The sequence below is a fragment of the Streptomyces griseus subsp. griseus genome, from assembly GCF_000720255.1.
Classification (GTDB): domain Bacteria; phylum Actinomycetota; class Actinomycetes; order Streptomycetales; family Streptomycetaceae; genus Streptomyces; species Streptomyces griseus_I.
Genome location: NZ_JOJE01000001.1, coordinates 421325 through 436366, shown reverse-complemented (window position 1 = coordinate 436366; position 15042 = coordinate 421325). Strand labels below are relative to the sequence as shown.

Genomic DNA, 15042 nt, shown 5'->3' with positions numbered 1-15042 from the left:
CCTTCACCAGAAACTTCGGCGAAGGGACATTTCCATGCGGGTCGGAGTACTGACCGGAGGCGGCGACTGCCCCGGGCTCAACGCCGTCATCCGGGGCATCGTCCGCAAGGGCGTGCAGGAGTACGGCCATGACTTCGTCGGCTTCCGGGACGGCTGGCGGGGGCCCCTCGAAGGCGACACCGTGCGCCTCGACATCCCGGCGGTGCGCGGCATCCTGCCCCGGGGCGGCACCATCCTCGGCTCCTCACGGACCAATCCGCTGAAGGTGGAGAACGGCATCCGCCGGATCAAGGAGAACCTCGCCAAGCTGGAGGTCGACGCGCTCGTCGCGATCGGCGGCGAGGACACCCTGGGCGTCGCCGCCCGCCTCACCGACGAGTACGGCGTGCCCGTGGTCGGTGTGCCGAAGACCATCGACAACGACCTGTCCGCCACCGACTACACCTTCGGCTTCGACACCGCCGTCGGCATCGCGACGGAGGCGATCGACCGGCTGCACACCACCGCCGAGTCCCACATGCGCGTCCTGGTCTGCGAGGTGATGGGCCGTCACGCCGGCTGGATCGCCATCCACTCCGGCCTGGCCGGCGGCGCCAACGTCATCCTCATCCCCGAACAGCGCTTCGACGTGGACCAGGTGTGCGCCTGGGTCACCTCCCGCTTCAAGGCGTCCTACGCCCCGATCGTCGTCGTCGCCGAAGGGGCCATGCCGAAGGACGGCCAGATGGTGCTCAAGGACGAGTCGCTGGACTCCTTCGGGCACGTCCGGCTGTCCGGGGTCGGCGAGTGGCTGGCCAAGGAGATCGAGAGGCGCACGGGCAAGGAGGCCCGCACCACCGTCCTCGGACACGTCCAGCGCGGTGGTACCCCGAGCGCCTTCGACCGCTGGCTCGCCACCCGCTTCGGCCTGCACGCCATCGACGCCGTCCACGAGCGCGACTACGGCAAGATGGTCGCGCTGCGTGGAACGGACATCGTCCGCGTCCCGATCGCGGACGCCACGGCCAAGCTGAAGACGGTCGACCTGAAGCTGTACGAAGAGGTCGGCGTCTTCTTCGGCTGAACCCGGACCGACCCGACTACAGAACGGGCCGCCGCTCGGCCGCGCCGGCGTCGCGCAGCCCGCCGACCAGCTCACGGACGACGGCGGCACCGTTCAGCGTCAGCACCGACTCGGGGTGGAACTGCACGCCCGCGAAGCCGCGGCCGCGCAGGGCGTGCACCTCGCCGGTCCCGCTGCGACTCACCCCCACGTCGTGCGCGGCCAGCTCCGCGGCCGCCTCGTCGTCGCAGCGCGCCACGAAGCTGTTGTAGAAACCGACGGTCTCGCTCCGCCCGAACAGGTCGATCTCCGTCTGCGCCCCCTGGTACGGCACCTCCTTGCGTACGATCTCCAGCCCCAGCTCGGCCGCGATCAGCTCGTGGCCGAGGCAGACGCCCAGGACGCCGTGCCGGTGCTCCCGGACGACCTCGGCGGTCAGGGCCCGCAGGAACCGCATCTTCGGGTCGGCCGTGTCCGACGGATCGCCCGGTCCGGGCCCCAGCACCACCGGCCCCTCGTGCGCGAGCACCGCCTCCCGCAGCCCCGGCTCGTCGTACCGCCGGACGGTCACCTCCAGGCCGCTCGACCTGAGGACGTGCGCCAGCATCGCCGTGAACGTGTCCTCGCCGTCGACGACCAGGGCATGGCCGGACAACTCCCGGGTCGGCTCCTGCATCCGCAGCCAGAACGGCGCCAGCGAGCCCCGGCGCCCGTCCAGCGCGGCCCGCACCCGCGGATCGTCGGCCAGCTCCGGCCGTACGCCCTCACCGCGCGGCCGCTGCTCCCGCACGCCCAGCGCCGCCAGCACGCCCGCCGCCTTCGCATGGGTCTCCGCGACCTCGCTCGCCGGGTCCGAGCCGCGCACCAGTGTCGCGCCGACCGGCACCCGCAGCCGCCCGGCCGCGTCGAGGTCGGCGGTGCGGATGAGGATGGGGGAGTCGAGGGTCTGAGCGCCGCCGGCGTCCCGGCCGAGCAGGGCCAGCGCACCCGCGTAGTAGCCACGCCCACCGACTTCGTGCCGCTCGATCACCCGGCACGCGTTCTGCACGGGCGAGCCGGTGACGGTGGCGGCGAACATCGTCTCCCTCAGGACCTCGCGCGCGTCCAGCGAGGACTTCCCCCGCAGCTCGTACTCGGTGTGCGCCAGGTGCGCCATCTCCTTGAGCCGGGGTCCGACCACCACCCCGCCCATGTCACCGACGGTGCACATCATCTTGAGCTCCTCGTCGACGACCATCGACAGTTCCTCGATCTCCTTGCCGTCGGCGAGGAAAGCGAGCAGGTGCTCCGCGGTGGGGCCCTCGGCCGGATATCGGTACGTCCCGCTGATCGGGTTCATCACGACCGTGCCGCCGGACATCCGCACATGCACCTCGGGGCTGGCCCCCACCAGCGTGCGCTCACCTGTGTGCACGACGAACGTCCAGTACGCGCCCCGCTCGCCCTCCAGCAGCCGCCGGAACAGCGCCAGCGCGTCGGCCCGTCCGAACCCCGGGATCGCGCCCTCGTAGGTCCTTCGGATGACGAAGTTCGCGCCCTCGCCGCGCCCGATCTCTTCGCGCAGCACGCGTCCGACGATCTCCGCGTACTCGTCGTCCCCTACATCGAAGCCGCCGCCCTCGACCCGCACGTCATGGGTGGGCAGCGCGTCCATGACCTCGGCGAGCCGGATCTCGTACCGCTCCTCGGGGACCAGCACCGCCAGCGGGGTGCCGTCGTCGCGGACGTCGAAGCCGCGCTCGCGGATCTGCCGGAAGGGGATGAGCGCGAGGCCCTCGTCGGGGAGGTCGGCGAGGCGGTCGTGGGTGGCGACCGGGCCGAGCAGCAGCTCGACCGTGTCGTGCTCGCGCCCGGGGGTGCGGCGGCGCAGCAGGGCGAACGGGCGGGGATCGTCGATCAGGTCGAGCAGATGCATAGCCGTTTTCCTTCTCGCTGGGAGTGCGCTGGGAGCTCACTTGCGAGGAACGGACCCCGGAAACGCCGAAGGCCGCCCCTCGGGCGGCCTTCGCGAAGTCTTGCGTACGCGCAGTCAGTGGGCCGCCGGAGAAGCGGTCCACCACCAGTTCTGGATCTGCTGGGTCGAAAGCGCGAACATGCGCCGCACCCTACCGCACCACCGGCTGGACCCGGTGTCTCATTCAGTGGGCATGGCGCGGAAGGCCCGACATGACCCCGTAATGTTGGGGACGTGACAGCGAACGCTAAGACCAGCCCGAGTGCTGGCAACACCTGGCGAGACCTGCCCGCCGTGCAGCAGCCCGAGTACCCCGACCAAGAGGCTCTGCGCGCGGTGATCGCGGAGCTCGAGTCGTATCCGCCGCTCGTCTTCGCGGGCGAGTGCGACCAGCTGCGTGCCCGGATGGCGGCCGTCGCCAAGGGAGAGGCGTTCCTCCTCCAGGGCGGCGACTGCGCCGAGGCCTTCGACGGAGTCTCGGCCGACCACATCCGCAACAAGCTGAAGACGCTCCTGCAGATGGGCGCCGTGCTCACGTACGCCGCGTCCGTACCCGTGGTCAAGGTCGGCCGTATCGCCGGCCAGTACTCCAAGCCACGCTCCAAGCCGACCGAGACCCGCGACGGCGTGACGCTCCCCGTCTACCGGGGCGACTCCGTCAACGGCTTCGACTTCACCGAGGCCTCCCGGATCCCGGACCCCGAGCGGCTGAAGCGGATGTACCACGCCTCGGCCTCGACGCTGAACCTGGTGCGCGCCTTCACCACCGGCGGTTACGCCGACCTGCGCCAGGTGCACGCCTGGAACCAGGACTTCGTGAAGTCGTCCCCGTCCGGCCAGCGCTACGAGCAGCTCGCCCGCGAGATCGACAACGCGCTGAACTTCATGCACGCCTGCGGGACCGACCCGGAGGAGTTCAAGACCGTCGAGTTCTACTCCTCGCACGAGGCGCTGCTGCTGGACTACGAGTCGGCGCTGACCAGGGTCGACTCGCGCACCGGGCAGCTGTACGACGTCTCCGGGCACATGGTGTGGATCGGTGAGCGCACCCGGCAGCTGGACCACGCGCACATCGAGTTCGCCTCGCGGATCCGCAACCCGATCGGGATCAAGCTGGGCCCGACGACGACGGCCGAGGACGCGCTGCAGTACATCGAGCGCCTCGACCCCGACCGCGAGCCGGGCCGGCTGACCTTCATCGTCCGGATGGGCGCCGACAAGGTCCGCGACAAGCTCCCCGAGCTGGTCGAGAAGGTCACCGCCTCCGGGGCCACCGTGGCCTGGGTGACCGACCCGATGCACGGCAACACCTTCGAGGCGGCCTCCGGCCACAAGACCCGCCGCTTCGACGACGTGCTCGACGAGGTCAAGGGCTTCTTCGAGGTCCACAAGGCGCTGGGCACCCACCCGGGCGGCATCCACGTCGAGCTCACCGGTGACGACGTCACCGAGTGCGTGGGCGGCGGCGACGAGATCTTCGTCGACGACCTGCACCAGCGCTACGAGACGGCCTGCGACCCGCGGCTCAACCGCAGCCAGTCGCTCGACCTGGCGTTCCTGGTGGCGGAGATGTACCGGGACCAGTGACGGGACCCTCTGCCGCAGGCAGCTGAAGTGGGGCGCGGATCACATACGATCCGCGCCCCACTCCACTTTTGCGGCCCCCGAGCGCCAGGTAAGGTTAGGTTAGCCTTATCGATCTCGGCGGGAGGTGAGTCCGCGTGTACGTCTGCAGCTGCTTCGGAGTGACTGAAGCGCAGGTCCAGAAGCACGTGGACGACGGTGCCTGCACCCCCCGCCAGGTGGCGTCCGCCTGCAAGGCCGGCACGGACTGCGGCTCCTGCGTCCGCCGGATCCAGGCGATCCTCGGCCGGGGCGCCTGCTCGCGCCGCGAGTCCGCCGATCGGGGCACGCCGGTCCTGGCGAAGGTCACGGCCCTGGAGCCCGGTCTCGAAGAGGCTGCCTGACTCTCTGGCTCTCTAACTCTCGGGCTGCTCGATGAGCTGCGCGATGTAGAGCGCCTCGCCGAGCTTCTCCAGCAGTTCCAGCTGGGTGTCGAGGTAGTCGATGTGGTGCTCCTCGTCGGCCAGGATCGACTCGAAGATGTTCGCCGAGGTGATGTCCCCCTTCTCGCGCATCACCCTGATCCCCCGCCGCAGCCGGTCGATCGCCTCGACCTCGATCAGCCGGTCGGCCTCGAACATCTCCCGGACGGTCTGTCCGACCCGCACATGGAACAGCCGCTGGTAGTTCGGCAGCCCCTCGAGGAACAGAATCCGGTCCGTGAGCACCTCGGCGTGCTTCATCTCGTCGAACGACTCGTGCCGGGTGTACTTGGCGAGCTTCGTCCAGCCGAAGTTCTCCTGCATCTTCGCGTGCAGGAAGTACTGGTTGATCGCCGTGAGCTCGGCGGTGAGCTGCTCATTGAGGAATTCGATGACCTCGGGGTCGCCCTGCATCGCATGGGCTCCTTCCACGTGGGAAACAGCTGGGAGAGGCTTCGGGGCGCATGATTCCACCGGCGTAGAAGATCGTCCAGTAAGTGCATACTTAGTAAGTAAGTCCTGGCTTAGTAGTAGTTGCCCGTTTCTGGATATGCCCGGTCATGTGCACTGTCCGGGGTCTGTCAGGATGGAGTCATGGGTCATCCGGTGGAGCGCGAATCTGGAGAAGCGGCACGGTCCGAGCTTCCGCCGGGGCAGCGACTTCAGCGGGGCTGGCCGGTCACGCACTATGGGCCGGTCCCCAAGTTCCGGCCGGAGCGCTGGGAGTTCAGGGTCTTCGGCGCCACCGCCGACGGTGAGAAGCGCTGCTGGAACCACGAGGAGTTCACGGCCCTGCCGTACACCACCGTCGTGGGCGATCTGCACTGCGTCACGAAGTTCAGCATGCTCGGCGCCGAGTGGGGCGGGATCCCCGCTCGTACGATCCTGGAGATCGCCCCGCCCGCGCCCGATGTCACCCATGTGATGGTGTGGGCGGAGTACGGGTTCAGCTCCAATCTGCGCCTGTCGGACTTCGCCTCCGAGCGCACGATCTTCGCCACCCACAAGGACGGCGAGCTGCTCACCGCCGAGCACGGCTTCCCGCTCCGCCTTGTCGTCCCCCACCTGTACGCCTGGAAGGGCCCGAAGTGGGTCCGAGGCGTCGAGTACATGACCGCCGACCGCCGGGGCTTCTGGGAGGAGCGCGGCTACCACAACGTCGGCGACCCCTGGAAGGAGCAGCGCTACTCCTACCAGGAGGCGCCCGGGGAGGGCCCCGACCTCTGAGCCGGTCCAGTCAGTGGTGGTACTCGTGCACCACCGCGTGGCCCTTGCCGCGGCCGATCATCCACTTGTTGACCGGTGTGGTGACCAGGAAGGCGAGCACCAGGGAGATGGCCAGCGACACCCAGAACAGGACGGTGTCCAGGCCCGCGTCCATCGCGCCCGGCCACAGCACGAGCACGCCGTTGTCGATCAGCTCCATCACCGCGATGGACAGCGTGTCCGCGGCCAGCGCCACCCGGACGGCGGCGTGCAGGCCGACCCCTGCCTTCAGTACACCGCGCAGCGTGAGTGAGTAGCCGAAGAAGAACGCCAGGACGATCGCCAGCACGGTGGTCGGCAGGTTGGACCAGCCGAACGCGGTGCCGATCACCATGCCGAGCACCTCGCCGATGGCGCACCCGGTGAGGCAGTGCAGGGTGGCCCGCACGGCCATGGCCCAGGTGGCGGTGGCCTGTGGTCCGTGCTGGTGGGCCTGCGGGTCGTGCGGGTGAGCCTCGTGCCGGGCACTGTCTGCCGTGTGTGCCTCGTGCTCCATGCGGGCCCCCAAGTCAGGTGTCGATTCCTGCGTCGAGTACCCCGACCACATACCCCTCGGGGGTATTCCTACGCGCTATCCGTCCCGGAGTTTCTTCAGTCGCTCCACGTCCGCCGCGTGCCCTTCCTTGCCGCCCGGCGTCTCGATGATCAGGGGTACGCCCGCGGTGGCCGGGTGGGTCATCAGCGCGCGGAACGGGTCCTCACCGATGTGTCCGGAGCCGATGTTCTCGTGCCGGTCCTTGTGGGCGCCGACCACGTCCTTGGAGTCGTTGGCGTGGATCAGCTTCAGCCGCCCCTCGCCCACCGTCTCCACCAGCAGGTCGAGCATCCGGTGCATGCCGTCCGGCCCGGTCAGGTCGTGGCCGGCGGCGAAGATGTGACAGGTGTCCAGGCAGACGCCCAGCTTCGGATGCGCGTCCAGCGCCTCGAAATACGGCCCGAAGTCCCAGGTCCGCGAGCAGAGCGAGGAACCCTGCCCGGCGGTGGACTCCAGCAGCAGGAACGGGTCGTCGTCGTGAGTGAGCTCGTCGAGCAGCGGCACCAGATGCTCCCGGACCTGCTTGAGCGCCACCGACCGGTCCCGGCCCCCGGTCGCGCTCCCGGTGTGCACGACCACCCCGAGCGCGCCGATCTCCCGCCCGCGCCGCAGCGAGTGGCGCAGCGACTCCACGGACTTCTCGACGGTCGCCTCGGTGTGCGAGCCGAAGTTGATCAGATAGGGGGCGTGCACGTACGCCGGGATCGACTCGGTCGCGCAGGTCTCCCGGAACGCCTCGTCCTGCCGGGGGTCACCGGTGGGTGTGGCCCAGCCGCGCGGATTGGCGACGAAGACCTGCACGGTCTCCGCCTTGAGGTCATGGGCGTACGTCAGCCCCACGGAGTGCAGTCCGCCGGCCACGGGGACGTGGCCGCCGACGGGGTTGCGGGAGGGGCTGTGCTGCTGCGATGTCACCCGTTCAGGGTGTCATGCGGCTCGCCCCGCCCCGCCCCCCGCCGGCGTGATCGTCCTCACCGGATGGTGATGGTGACGGTCGACCCCTTGGGCGCGGTGTCGCCACCCTCCACGGACTGCTTCTTGACGGTGTCGCCGAACAGCCCGAGCAGCCCGCGGTCCTCCTTGACCTGGAAGCCGGCGTCCTCCAGCTGTTGCTCGGCGTCGTCGACACTGTCGCCGACCACGTCCGGGACCTCGATCATCTCCGGGCCCTTGGACAGGGTCAGCGTCACCGTGTCGCCCTCGGCGACCTGGCGGTCGGGGTCCGGGGACTGCGCCGCGACCTGGCCCTTGTCGAACTCGTCGGAGGTGACCTGCTCGGAGGAGACCTTCACCTTCAGGCCGGCCTCCTGGAGGTCCGCACGGGCGTCCTCCAGGCTCTCGCCGGTGACGTCCGGGATGTCGACCGGGCTGCCCTTGCTGACGACGATCGCGATCGCCGCCCCCGCCCGCCGCTCGGTGCCGGCCGCGGGGTTCGTCCTGATCACCTCGCCCTTGTCGACGTCGTCGCTGAACGCCTGTGTGACCATGCCGGGCTCCAGGCCGTCCGACTTCAGCAGGGCCTTCGCCTTGGCCAGCCGGGCGCCCTTCACATCCGGCACGTTGACCGTCTCCGGGCCGTCGGAGACGGTCAGCGCCACCGAGTCGTTGTCACGGATGCGGGCGCCCGTATCCGGGTCGGTGCTGATGACCGTGCCCCGCTTGACGGTGTCGCTGTAGGCGTGGCTGACCTTGCCGACCTTCAGCCCGGCCGCCTCCAGCCGGTCCCTCGCCTGCGCCTCGGTCTTGCTCAGCAGCGGGGGGACCTTGGTGAACTGCCCGGAGTTGATGTACCAGACGCCCGCTCCGACGCCGAGGACCAGCAGCAGGGCCGCCACGATCGAGACGACCCCGCGCCGGGGCAGGCGTCGCCGGGCCGCCGGCGGCGGAGGAGGCGGCGTCTCCAGCCGGCTGGTGCGGTGCACCTCGGGCTCGGCGTCCTCGTTGACGGGCAGCGGCCGTGGCACCGTCAGCGAACGCGGGATCACGCTCGTACGGTCCTCGGCGCCGTCGTGCACCGCGGTCAGCGCCTGCGGAGGCAGCGCGTCCAGCTGGTCCGCGCTCAGCGCCTCGCGCGTCTGACGGGCCTGCGCGAGGAGCGCCACGGCGTCGTACGGGCGCACGTCCGGGTTGCGGGCGGTCGCCCACGCGACCAGTTCGTCCAGTTCGTACGGCAGCCCCGGCACGGCCGCCGACGGCGGCGGGACGTCCTCGTGGAGATGCTTGTAGAGCACCACGGCGGCGGAGTCCGCGTCGTGCGGCTTCCCGCCGGTCAGCATCTCGTAGAAGACGACACCGCACGCGTACACATCGACGCGGGGGTCGGCCTGGCCCTGGTTCTCGATCTGTTCGGGAGCGAGGTAGGAGACGGTGCCGAGCACGGCGCCGGTGGTGCTGGTGACGGTGTCCACGGACCGCACGAGCCCGAAGTCGGCGACCTTCACCCGGCCGTCGTCCCCGATCAGCACGTTCTCCGGCTTCATGTCCCGGTGCACGAACCCCGCGCGGTGCGCGGCGCCGAGTGCGGCCAGCACCGGCTCCAGGATGTCCAGCGCGGCCCGCGGCTGCAGCGCCCCGCGCTCGCGCAGTACGTCGCGCAGGGTGCAGCCGGCGACGTACTCCATGGCGAGGTAGACGTAGGACCCGTCGGTGCCCTGGTCGAAGACCTGCACGACGTTGGGGTGCGCGAGCCGGGCGACCGACTTCGCCTCCCGGATGAACCGCTCGACGAAGGTGGCGTCGGCCGCGAGCGTCGGGTGCATCACCTTCAGCGCGAGGACGCGGTCGAGGCGGGTGTCCAGGGCCCGGTAGACCGTGGCCATCCCACCGACCGCGATCCGCGCGTCGACGCGGTAACGGCCGTCGAGCACCTGCCCGACGAGAGGGTCCTGAAGGGTCGTATCCACGCAGGCGAGTCTACGAGTCACGACTGACACCCCCACCGCTCCACCCACATCGCACCACGACTGCAGCCGAGCTGTGACGCAAATCGGGCGTGACGGCGCGGGTCAGAAGGCGGGCCGCTCCGGATCCAGCGCGGCCAGTCCCTCCCCGGGCGACGACGCCTGCGCGAAGTGGCGGCGGGGAATCCGGCCCGCGAGGCGGGCCAGCCGCCCCGCCTCCACGGCGTGCTTCATCGCCGACGCCATCAGTTCCGGCTCCTGAGCCCGCGTCACCGCCGAGGCGAGCATCACCCCCGCACACCCCAGCTCCATCGCCAGCGCCGCGTCCGACGCCGTACCGGCCCCCGCGTCCAGGATCACCGGCACCCGCGCGTGCTCCACGATCAGCTGGAAGTTGTGCGGGTTGCGGATCCCGAGCCCCGACCCGATCGGTGACCCGAGCGGCATGATCGCGGCACAGCCCACGTCCTCCAGCTTCCGCGCCAGCACCGGATCGTCGTTCGTGTACGGCAGCACCGTGAACCCGTCGTCGACGAGCGTCTCCGCCGCGTCCAGCAACTCGATCGGGTCCGGCAGCAACGTGCGCTCGTCGGCGATGACCTCCAGCTTCACCAGCGCGGTGCCCAGCGCCTCCCGGGCCAGCCGGGCCGTCAGCACGGCCTCTCCCGCGGTGAAGCAGCCCGCCGTGTTCGGCAGCACCCGGATCCCGAGCTTCTCCAGGACGGACAGCACCGAACCGTGCACCGACGGGTCCACCCGCCGCATGGCGACGGTCGTCAGCTCGGTCCCGGAGGCGACCAGGGACCGCTCCAGGACCTCCAGACTGGGCGCACCGCCCGTACCCATGATGAGCCGGGACGTGAAGGACGTCCCCCCGAGGACAAACGGATCGTCGGCCATGGGTCAGCCTCCTTGGACGGCGGTGAGGACTTCGACGCGGTCTCCCTCGGAGAGGGGCGTGGACGGCCACTGCGCGCGCGGTACGACGGTTTCGTTGAGCGCGGCCGCGACCCCGGAGGGCGCCGCGGTGAGGGAGCGCACGAGCGTGTCGAGGGCGGTGCCCCGGGTGACCTCGCGACGTTCGCCGTTGACCGAGATGATGACCGGGTCGCTCATGCGGGCTGCTCCGTGAGTGCGGCGGCGCCGAAGCGGCGGGCGGTGAAGGGACGGGCCTCGTCGGGAAGTTCACCGGTGGCCAGGACATGCGCCATGGCGTCACCGGTGACCGGCGTGAGCAGCACGCCGTTGCGGTAGTGACCGGTGGCCAGCAGCAGTCCCGGCAGGTCGGTCGGACCGAGCAGCGGCGCGTTGTCGGGCGAGCCGGGACGCAGCCCCGCGCGCGTCTCCGTCAACGGCAGCTCGGTGATGCCCGGCACCAGCTCGTGGGCGTCGCGCAGCAGTTCGTACACCCCGCCCGCGGTCACGGTCGTGTCCCACCCGAGCTCCTCGCTCGTGGCACCGACGACCAGCTCGCCGTTCTCGCGCGGCACCAGGTAGACATGGCTGCCGCGCACCATCGCGCGCACGGTCCGGCTCAGGAACGGCGTGTACCGCTTCGGCACGGTCAGCCGCAGCACCTGCCCCTTCACGGGCCGTACCGGCGGCAGGACATCGTCCGGGACCCCCGCGAGCCGACCGCTGAGGCTGCCCGCCGCGAGGACCACCTGCCCCGCGCCCAGGGCGACGCCCGCGCGCGTGACGACGCCGGCCGCCCGTCCCCCCGCGACGGTGAGCCGGTCGGCCCAGGTGCGGTGGAAGACCACGCCCGCCCGTTCGCAGGCGGCCACCAGCGCCCCGGCGAGCCGCCGCGGGTCGATCTGGTGGTCGCCGTCCACCCGCAGCCCGCCGCGCACCCCCGGCGCCAGCATCGGCTCCAGACGTCGGCAGTCCCGCCCGGACAACCACTCCGACTCAAGACCCGACTGCCGTTGCAGCGCGTGCAGTTCTCGCAGGTGGGCGCGGTCGTCGGCGTCCAGCGCGACGGCGAGGGTGCCGTTGCGGCGGTAGCCGAGGTCATGCCCGGTGAGTTCGGTGAGCTCGGCCGCGAAGTCGGGGTAACGGCGGGCCGACTCCAGGTTCAGGCCGAGCAGCGTCTGCTCGCCGTAGTGCAGTTCGGTGACCGCGGCCAGCATCCCGGCCGCCACCTGTGCGGCCCCACCGCCCGGCTCGGGGTCCACGACGGCCGTGGCGAGACCGCGCTGCGCGGCCCGCCACGCGGTGACCAGACCGATGATTCCGCCCCCGACGACCAGGACGTCTGAGCTGTCGGACGTACGCGACATGGGCGTCCAGCCCCTCCCTTCGCCGGCATGACCCGGATCAGGTTCGTACGGTCGGAGGCCGCCAGCCTCCCTCTCAGCCCGGTGCGTCCGGGCTCCCGCGAGTGCTTTACGGTGGCCACCCTAGCCTCCGGAGCAGCGCACTTGTAGGGAGCCTCACGTCATGCCCCGCTCGCTGGACGGTCTCGTCCTCGCCCCCGTCGCCGATCAGGCCCCAGGTCAGGTGGGTACCCGCACCCGGTTCACGTACCACGAGAAGGACGGCGAGATCTGGGCCGAGTACGCGGGCGGAGACGTCGTACGCGGGTATCTCGTGGGTAGGCGGGAAGGTGACCGGCTGGACTTCCGGTACGTGCAGCTGAAGCACGACGGGACGACGTCCTCGGGGCACTGTGCGTCGGCCGTCGTGGAGCTGCCCGACGGCCGGGTGCGCCTGGAGGAGGCCTGGGAGTGGGAGTCGCAGCCCGGCCGGGGCACGAGCGTGGTGGAACAGGTCGCGGAACCGGCCACGGAACGCGACCTCTGACCGGCGGCTGACTGACGGATGGTCAGTTGTCTATGGTGATCAGGTGAGCGAGCAGACGCGGGAACGGGGCGGGGCGGAGCGGCGCGTGGTCGTCGTCGGCGCGGGCATGGCCGGGGTGCAGACCGCGGTCGCCCTGCGGGAGCAGGGCTTCACCGGCACGGTGACACTGATCGGCGCCGAGCCCCACCAGCCGTACGACCGGCCGCCGCTGTCCAAGGCCGTCCTGCTCGGCAAGGCCGAGGGGTCCGCCTTCGACGTCGACTTCGAAGGGCTCGGCATCGAGCTGCGCCTCGGGCGCGAGGTGCTCGGCGTACGCCCCGGTGACCACGAGCTGGACACCGCCATCGGACCGGTGCCGTACGACGTCCTGGTCCTCGCCGGCGGCGCCGAACCGATCCGGCTGCCGGGCGCCGAGGGGGTGCCCGGAGTGCATCTGCTGCGCACCCTGGACGACGCCGAACGGCTGCGGCCCGTGCTCGCCGGGCAGCACGACGTCGTGGTCGTCGGCGCGGGCTGGATCGGCGCGGAGTTCGCCACCGCCGCCCGCGAGGCCGGCTGCGCGGTGACCGTCGTCGAGGCCGCGGACCGGCCGCTCGCGGGCGCCCTGCCCCCGGAAGTCGCCGCGCCGATGGCCGCCTGGTACACCGCCAGCGGGACGGTGCTGCGCACGCACGCGCGCGTGGAGCGCGTCGAACCCGGCGCGGTGGTGCTCGACGACGGCACCCGGCTGCCCGCGGGAGCCGTCGTGGTCGGCATCGGCGCCCGGCCGGCCACGGCCTGGCTGGCCGGCTCCGGCATCGAGCTCGGCCGGCACGGCGAGGTCGTGGCCGACGAGCGGCTGCGTGCCTCCGCACCGGACGTGTACGCGGTCGGGGACTGCGCCTCCTTCCCCTCGGCGCGCTACGGCGAGCGGCTGCTGGTCCACCATTGGGACAACGCCCTCCAGGGCCCCCGCACGGTCGCCGCGAACATCGTCGGCGGCCCCACCGGCGAGCCGCCGGCCGTCTACGACCCGGTCCCGTACTTCTGGTCCGAGCAGTTCGGCCGCTTCGTGCAGTACGCCGGCCACCACCCGTCCGCCGACACCACCCTGTGGCGCGGCGACCCCTCCGGCCCGGCCTGGACGGTCTGCTGGCTGCGCGAGGGCCGCCTGGTCGCCCTGTTGGCGGTGGGCCGCCCGAGGGACCTGGCCCAGGGGAGACGCCTGATCGAGTCGGGCACACCGATGGACCCCGAGCTGCTGCGGGACCCGGCCCGCCCGCTGAAGGCCGCGACGGCCCAGGGCCCGTCGGACAGGCCCTGACGAGGCTCGTGCCCCCCGGAGGGCCCTGCCCGGCTACCCACTGTCAGTCCGGGATGGCAGTCTTGATGACGTGACCGAGATTGACGCAAAGATCGATGCTCTCGTCCCCGCCTGGCTCACCCTGCCCGACATCGCCGAAATGCTCGACGTCGAGGTGACACGTGTGCGGCAGCTGGTCAAGGAGGGCCAGTTCATCGCCGTACGACGTGGCGAGAACCGCGCGCTGCACGTCCCCGCCGCTTTCATCGACGGGGACAAGGTCGTCAAGGGCCTGCACGGCACCCTGACGCTCCTGCGGGACGACGGCTTCACGGACGAAGAGATGCTGGAGTGGCTCTTCACTCCCGACCCCACCCTGCCCGGCACCCCCGCGCAGGCCCTGAGCGAGAATCGCGGCACGGAGGTGAAGCGCCGCGCCCAGGCGCTCGCCGTCTGACCTGCTGATCCGCACAACCACCCGGCGTACGGGCCCGCGGGCCCGTACGCCACACCACGGGGGGACACCCGCATGCCCGACACCGCCCGCGCCCGGCTCGCCGACGCCCGCCTCTATCTGTGCACGGACGCCCGCAGGCGCCAGGGCGACCTGCCGGAGTTCCTGGACGCGGTCCTGGCCGGCGGTGTCGACATCGTGCAGCTTCGCGACAAGGGCATGGAGGCCGCCGAGGAGCTGGAGCACCTGACGGTCCTGGCCGACGCGTGCGCCCGGCACGGCAAGCTGCTGGCCGTCAACGACCGCGCCGACGTCGCGCACGCCTGCGCCGCGGACGTGCTGCACCTCGGGCAGGGCGACCTGCCGGTGCCCGCCGCCCGCGCCGTCCTCGGCGACGACGTGCTCATAGGCCGCTCCACGCACTCCGAGTCCGAGGCCGCCGCGGCCGCTGTCCAGGAAGGCGTGGACTACTTCTGCACCGGCCCCTGCTGGCCCACCCCCACCAAGCCCGGCCGCCCCGCCCCCGGGCTCGGCCTGGTCCGTCACACGGCCGCCCTGGGCACCGCCCGTCCCTGGTTCGCCATCGGCGGCATCGACCTGGGCAACCTCGACGAGGTGCTGGCGGCGGGCGCCCGGCGGGTGGTCGTCGTCCGCGCACTCACGGAGGCGGACGATCCGGGGGCGGCGGCGAGCGAGTTCGCCAAGCGGCTGCGACAGGTGTGAGCCCGTGGATCCCGGCTCTTTGTCCGAGGGGTGGAC

General features: G+C 71.3%; 17 protein-coding genes and 1 riboswitch. Of the genes, 8 read left to right on the top strand and 9 right to left on the bottom strand.

Annotation, left to right across the window (positions count from 1 at the left end; genetic code table 11):
- Nucleotides 1-34 precede the first annotated feature (34 nt).
- Nucleotides 35-1063 (top strand): 6-phosphofructokinase, encoded by a 1029-nt coding sequence (locus IG99_RS01975; protein ID WP_037668940.1) that lies wholly within the window; start codon nt 35-37, stop codon nt 1061-1063.
- A 16-nt stretch (nt 1064-1079) separates the two neighbouring features.
- Here the strand turns inward: IG99_RS01975 and IG99_RS01970 are convergent, their stop codons facing one another.
- Nucleotides 1080-2957 carry an anthranilate synthase family protein gene (locus IG99_RS01970; RefSeq protein WP_037668938.1) on the bottom strand — a complete coding sequence of 626 codons (1878 nt, stop codon included), beginning with the start codon at nt 2955-2957 and terminating at the stop codon, nt 1080-1082.
- Between the two features lie 114 nt (nt 2958-3071).
- Nucleotides 3072-3137, bottom strand: coding sequence for a trp operon leader peptide (locus tag IG99_RS51895; protein WP_107055812.1), 66 nt, complete (start codon nt 3135-3137; stop codon nt 3072-3074).
- A 93-nt stretch (nt 3138-3230) separates the two neighbouring features.
- Here IG99_RS51895 and IG99_RS01965 point away from each other — a divergent pair, with 93 nt between their 5' ends.
- Together IG99_RS01965 and IG99_RS01960 are read left to right on the top strand one after the other, a co-directional pair.
- Nucleotides 3231-4583 carry a class II 3-deoxy-7-phosphoheptulonate synthase gene (locus tag IG99_RS01965; RefSeq protein WP_037668937.1) on the top strand — a complete coding sequence of 451 codons (1353 nt, stop codon included), beginning with the start codon at nt 3231-3233 and terminating at the stop codon, nt 4581-4583.
- Between the two features lie 134 nt (nt 4584-4717).
- Nucleotides 4718-4963, top strand: a complete 246-nt coding sequence (locus IG99_RS01960; protein WP_037668934.1) for a (2Fe-2S)-binding protein — start codon at nt 4718-4720, stop codon at nt 4961-4963.
- Nucleotides 4964-4975: 12 nt separating this feature from the next.
- Here the strand turns inward: IG99_RS01960 and bfr are convergent, their stop codons facing one another.
- Nucleotides 4976-5455, bottom strand: coding sequence for a bacterioferritin (bfr, locus tag IG99_RS01955; protein ID WP_037668932.1), 480 nt, complete (start codon nt 5453-5455; stop codon nt 4976-4978).
- A 180-nt stretch (nt 5456-5635) separates the two neighbouring features.
- Between bfr and IG99_RS01950 the strand changes: the two genes are divergently transcribed.
- Nucleotides 5636-6268: a sulfite oxidase-like oxidoreductase gene (locus IG99_RS01950; RefSeq protein ID WP_037668929.1), complete on the top strand. Its 633-nt coding sequence runs from the start codon at nt 5636-5638 to the stop codon at nt 6266-6268.
- 10 nt (nt 6269-6278) lie between these two features.
- Here IG99_RS01950 and IG99_RS01945 read toward each other — a convergent pair whose 3' ends face one another.
- The 6 genes from IG99_RS01945 to thiO all read right to left on the bottom strand — a co-directional run bounded on the left by IG99_RS01945 (nt 6279) and on the right by thiO (nt 12024).
- A complete protein-coding gene (locus tag IG99_RS01945) occupies nt 6279-6803 on the bottom strand; it encodes a DUF4396 domain-containing protein (RefSeq protein WP_037668926.1) in 525 nt (174 codons plus the stop codon).
- 75 nt (nt 6804-6878) lie between these two features.
- A complete protein-coding gene (locus IG99_RS01940) occupies nt 6879-7757 on the bottom strand; it encodes a deoxyribonuclease IV (RefSeq protein ID WP_037668924.1) in 879 nt (292 codons plus the stop codon).
- Between the two features lie 56 nt (nt 7758-7813).
- Nucleotides 7814-9745 carry a Stk1 family PASTA domain-containing Ser/Thr kinase gene (gene pknB / locus IG99_RS01935; protein WP_037668922.1) on the bottom strand — a complete coding sequence of 644 codons (1932 nt, stop codon included), beginning with the start codon at nt 9743-9745 and terminating at the stop codon, nt 7814-7816.
- Between the two features lie 102 nt (nt 9746-9847).
- On the bottom strand, nt 9848-10642 hold the full coding sequence (locus tag IG99_RS01930) for a thiazole synthase (RefSeq protein WP_037668919.1): 795 nt from the start codon (nt 10640-10642) through the stop codon (nt 9848-9850).
- A 3-nt stretch (nt 10643-10645) separates the two neighbouring features.
- Nucleotides 10646-10858 (bottom strand): sulfur carrier protein ThiS, encoded by a 213-nt coding sequence (thiS, locus tag IG99_RS01925; protein ID WP_037668918.1) that lies wholly within the window; start codon nt 10856-10858, stop codon nt 10646-10648.
- Nucleotides 10855-12024 (bottom strand): glycine oxidase ThiO, encoded by a 1170-nt coding sequence (thiO, locus tag IG99_RS01920; RefSeq protein ID WP_037668915.1) that lies wholly within the window; start codon nt 12022-12024, stop codon nt 10855-10857. Before thiO ends, thiS begins: the two co-directional genes overlap by 4 nt.
- Nucleotides 12022-12133, bottom strand: a riboswitch (TPP riboswitch). (Overlaps the previous gene by 3 nt.)
- Nucleotides 12134-12184: 51 nt before the next feature.
- On the opposite strand from thiO, the gene IG99_RS01915 reads away from it, so the two are divergent.
- The 4 genes from IG99_RS01915 (at nt 12185) to thiE (ending at nt 15006) form a co-directional block, all read left to right on the top strand.
- Nucleotides 12185-12547, top strand: coding sequence for a hypothetical protein (locus tag IG99_RS01915; protein ID WP_037668912.1), 363 nt, complete (start codon nt 12185-12187; stop codon nt 12545-12547).
- Between the two features lie 43 nt (nt 12548-12590).
- Nucleotides 12591-13850 (top strand): NAD(P)/FAD-dependent oxidoreductase, encoded by a 1260-nt coding sequence (locus tag IG99_RS01910; RefSeq protein ID WP_078947485.1) that lies wholly within the window; start codon nt 12591-12593, stop codon nt 13848-13850.
- A gap of 70 nt (nt 13851-13920) precedes the next feature.
- Nucleotides 13921-14286 (top strand): Rv2175c family DNA-binding protein, encoded by a 366-nt coding sequence (locus IG99_RS01905; RefSeq protein ID WP_037668907.1) that lies wholly within the window; start codon nt 13921-13923, stop codon nt 14284-14286.
- Between the two features lie 72 nt (nt 14287-14358).
- Nucleotides 14359-15006: a thiamine phosphate synthase gene (thiE, locus tag IG99_RS01900; protein WP_037668905.1), complete on the top strand. Its 648-nt coding sequence runs from the start codon at nt 14359-14361 to the stop codon at nt 15004-15006.
- The last annotated feature ends 36 nt before the right edge of the window (nt 15007-15042 follow it).

Excerpts from the sequence above, each read along its gene's own strand:
- IG99_RS01975 (WP_037668940.1), top strand. The coding sequence starts at position 35 with ATGCGGGTCGGAGTACTGACCGGAGGCGGCGACTGCCCCGGGCTCAAC.
- IG99_RS01970 (WP_037668938.1), bottom strand. The coding sequence starts at position 2,957 with ATGCATCTGCTCGACCTGATCGACGATCCCCGCCCGTTCGCCCTGCTG.
- bfr (WP_037668932.1), bottom strand. The coding sequence starts at position 5,455 with ATGCAGGGCGACCCCGAGGTCATCGAATTCCTCAATGAGCAGCTCACC.
- IG99_RS01950 (WP_037668929.1), top strand. The coding sequence starts at position 5,636 with ATGGGTCATCCGGTGGAGCGCGAATCTGGAGAAGCGGCACGGTCCGAG.
- IG99_RS01945 (WP_037668926.1), bottom strand. The coding sequence starts at position 6,803 with ATGGAGCACGAGGCACACACGGCAGACAGTGCCCGGCACGAGGCTCAC.
- IG99_RS01930 (WP_037668919.1), bottom strand. The coding sequence starts at position 10,642 with ATGGCCGACGATCCGTTTGTCCTCGGGGGGACGTCCTTCACGTCCCGG.
- thiS (WP_037668918.1), bottom strand. The coding sequence starts at position 10,858 with ATGAGCGACCCGGTCATCATCTCGGTCAACGGCGAACGTCGCGAGGTC.
- thiO (WP_037668915.1), bottom strand. The coding sequence starts at position 12,024 with ATGTCGCGTACGTCCGACAGCTCAGACGTCCTGGTCGTCGGGGGCGGA.
- IG99_RS01915 (WP_037668912.1), top strand. The coding sequence starts at position 12,185 with ATGCCCCGCTCGCTGGACGGTCTCGTCCTCGCCCCCGTCGCCGATCAG.
- thiE (WP_037668905.1), top strand. The coding sequence starts at position 14,359 with ATGCCCGACACCGCCCGCGCCCGGCTCGCCGACGCCCGCCTCTATCTG.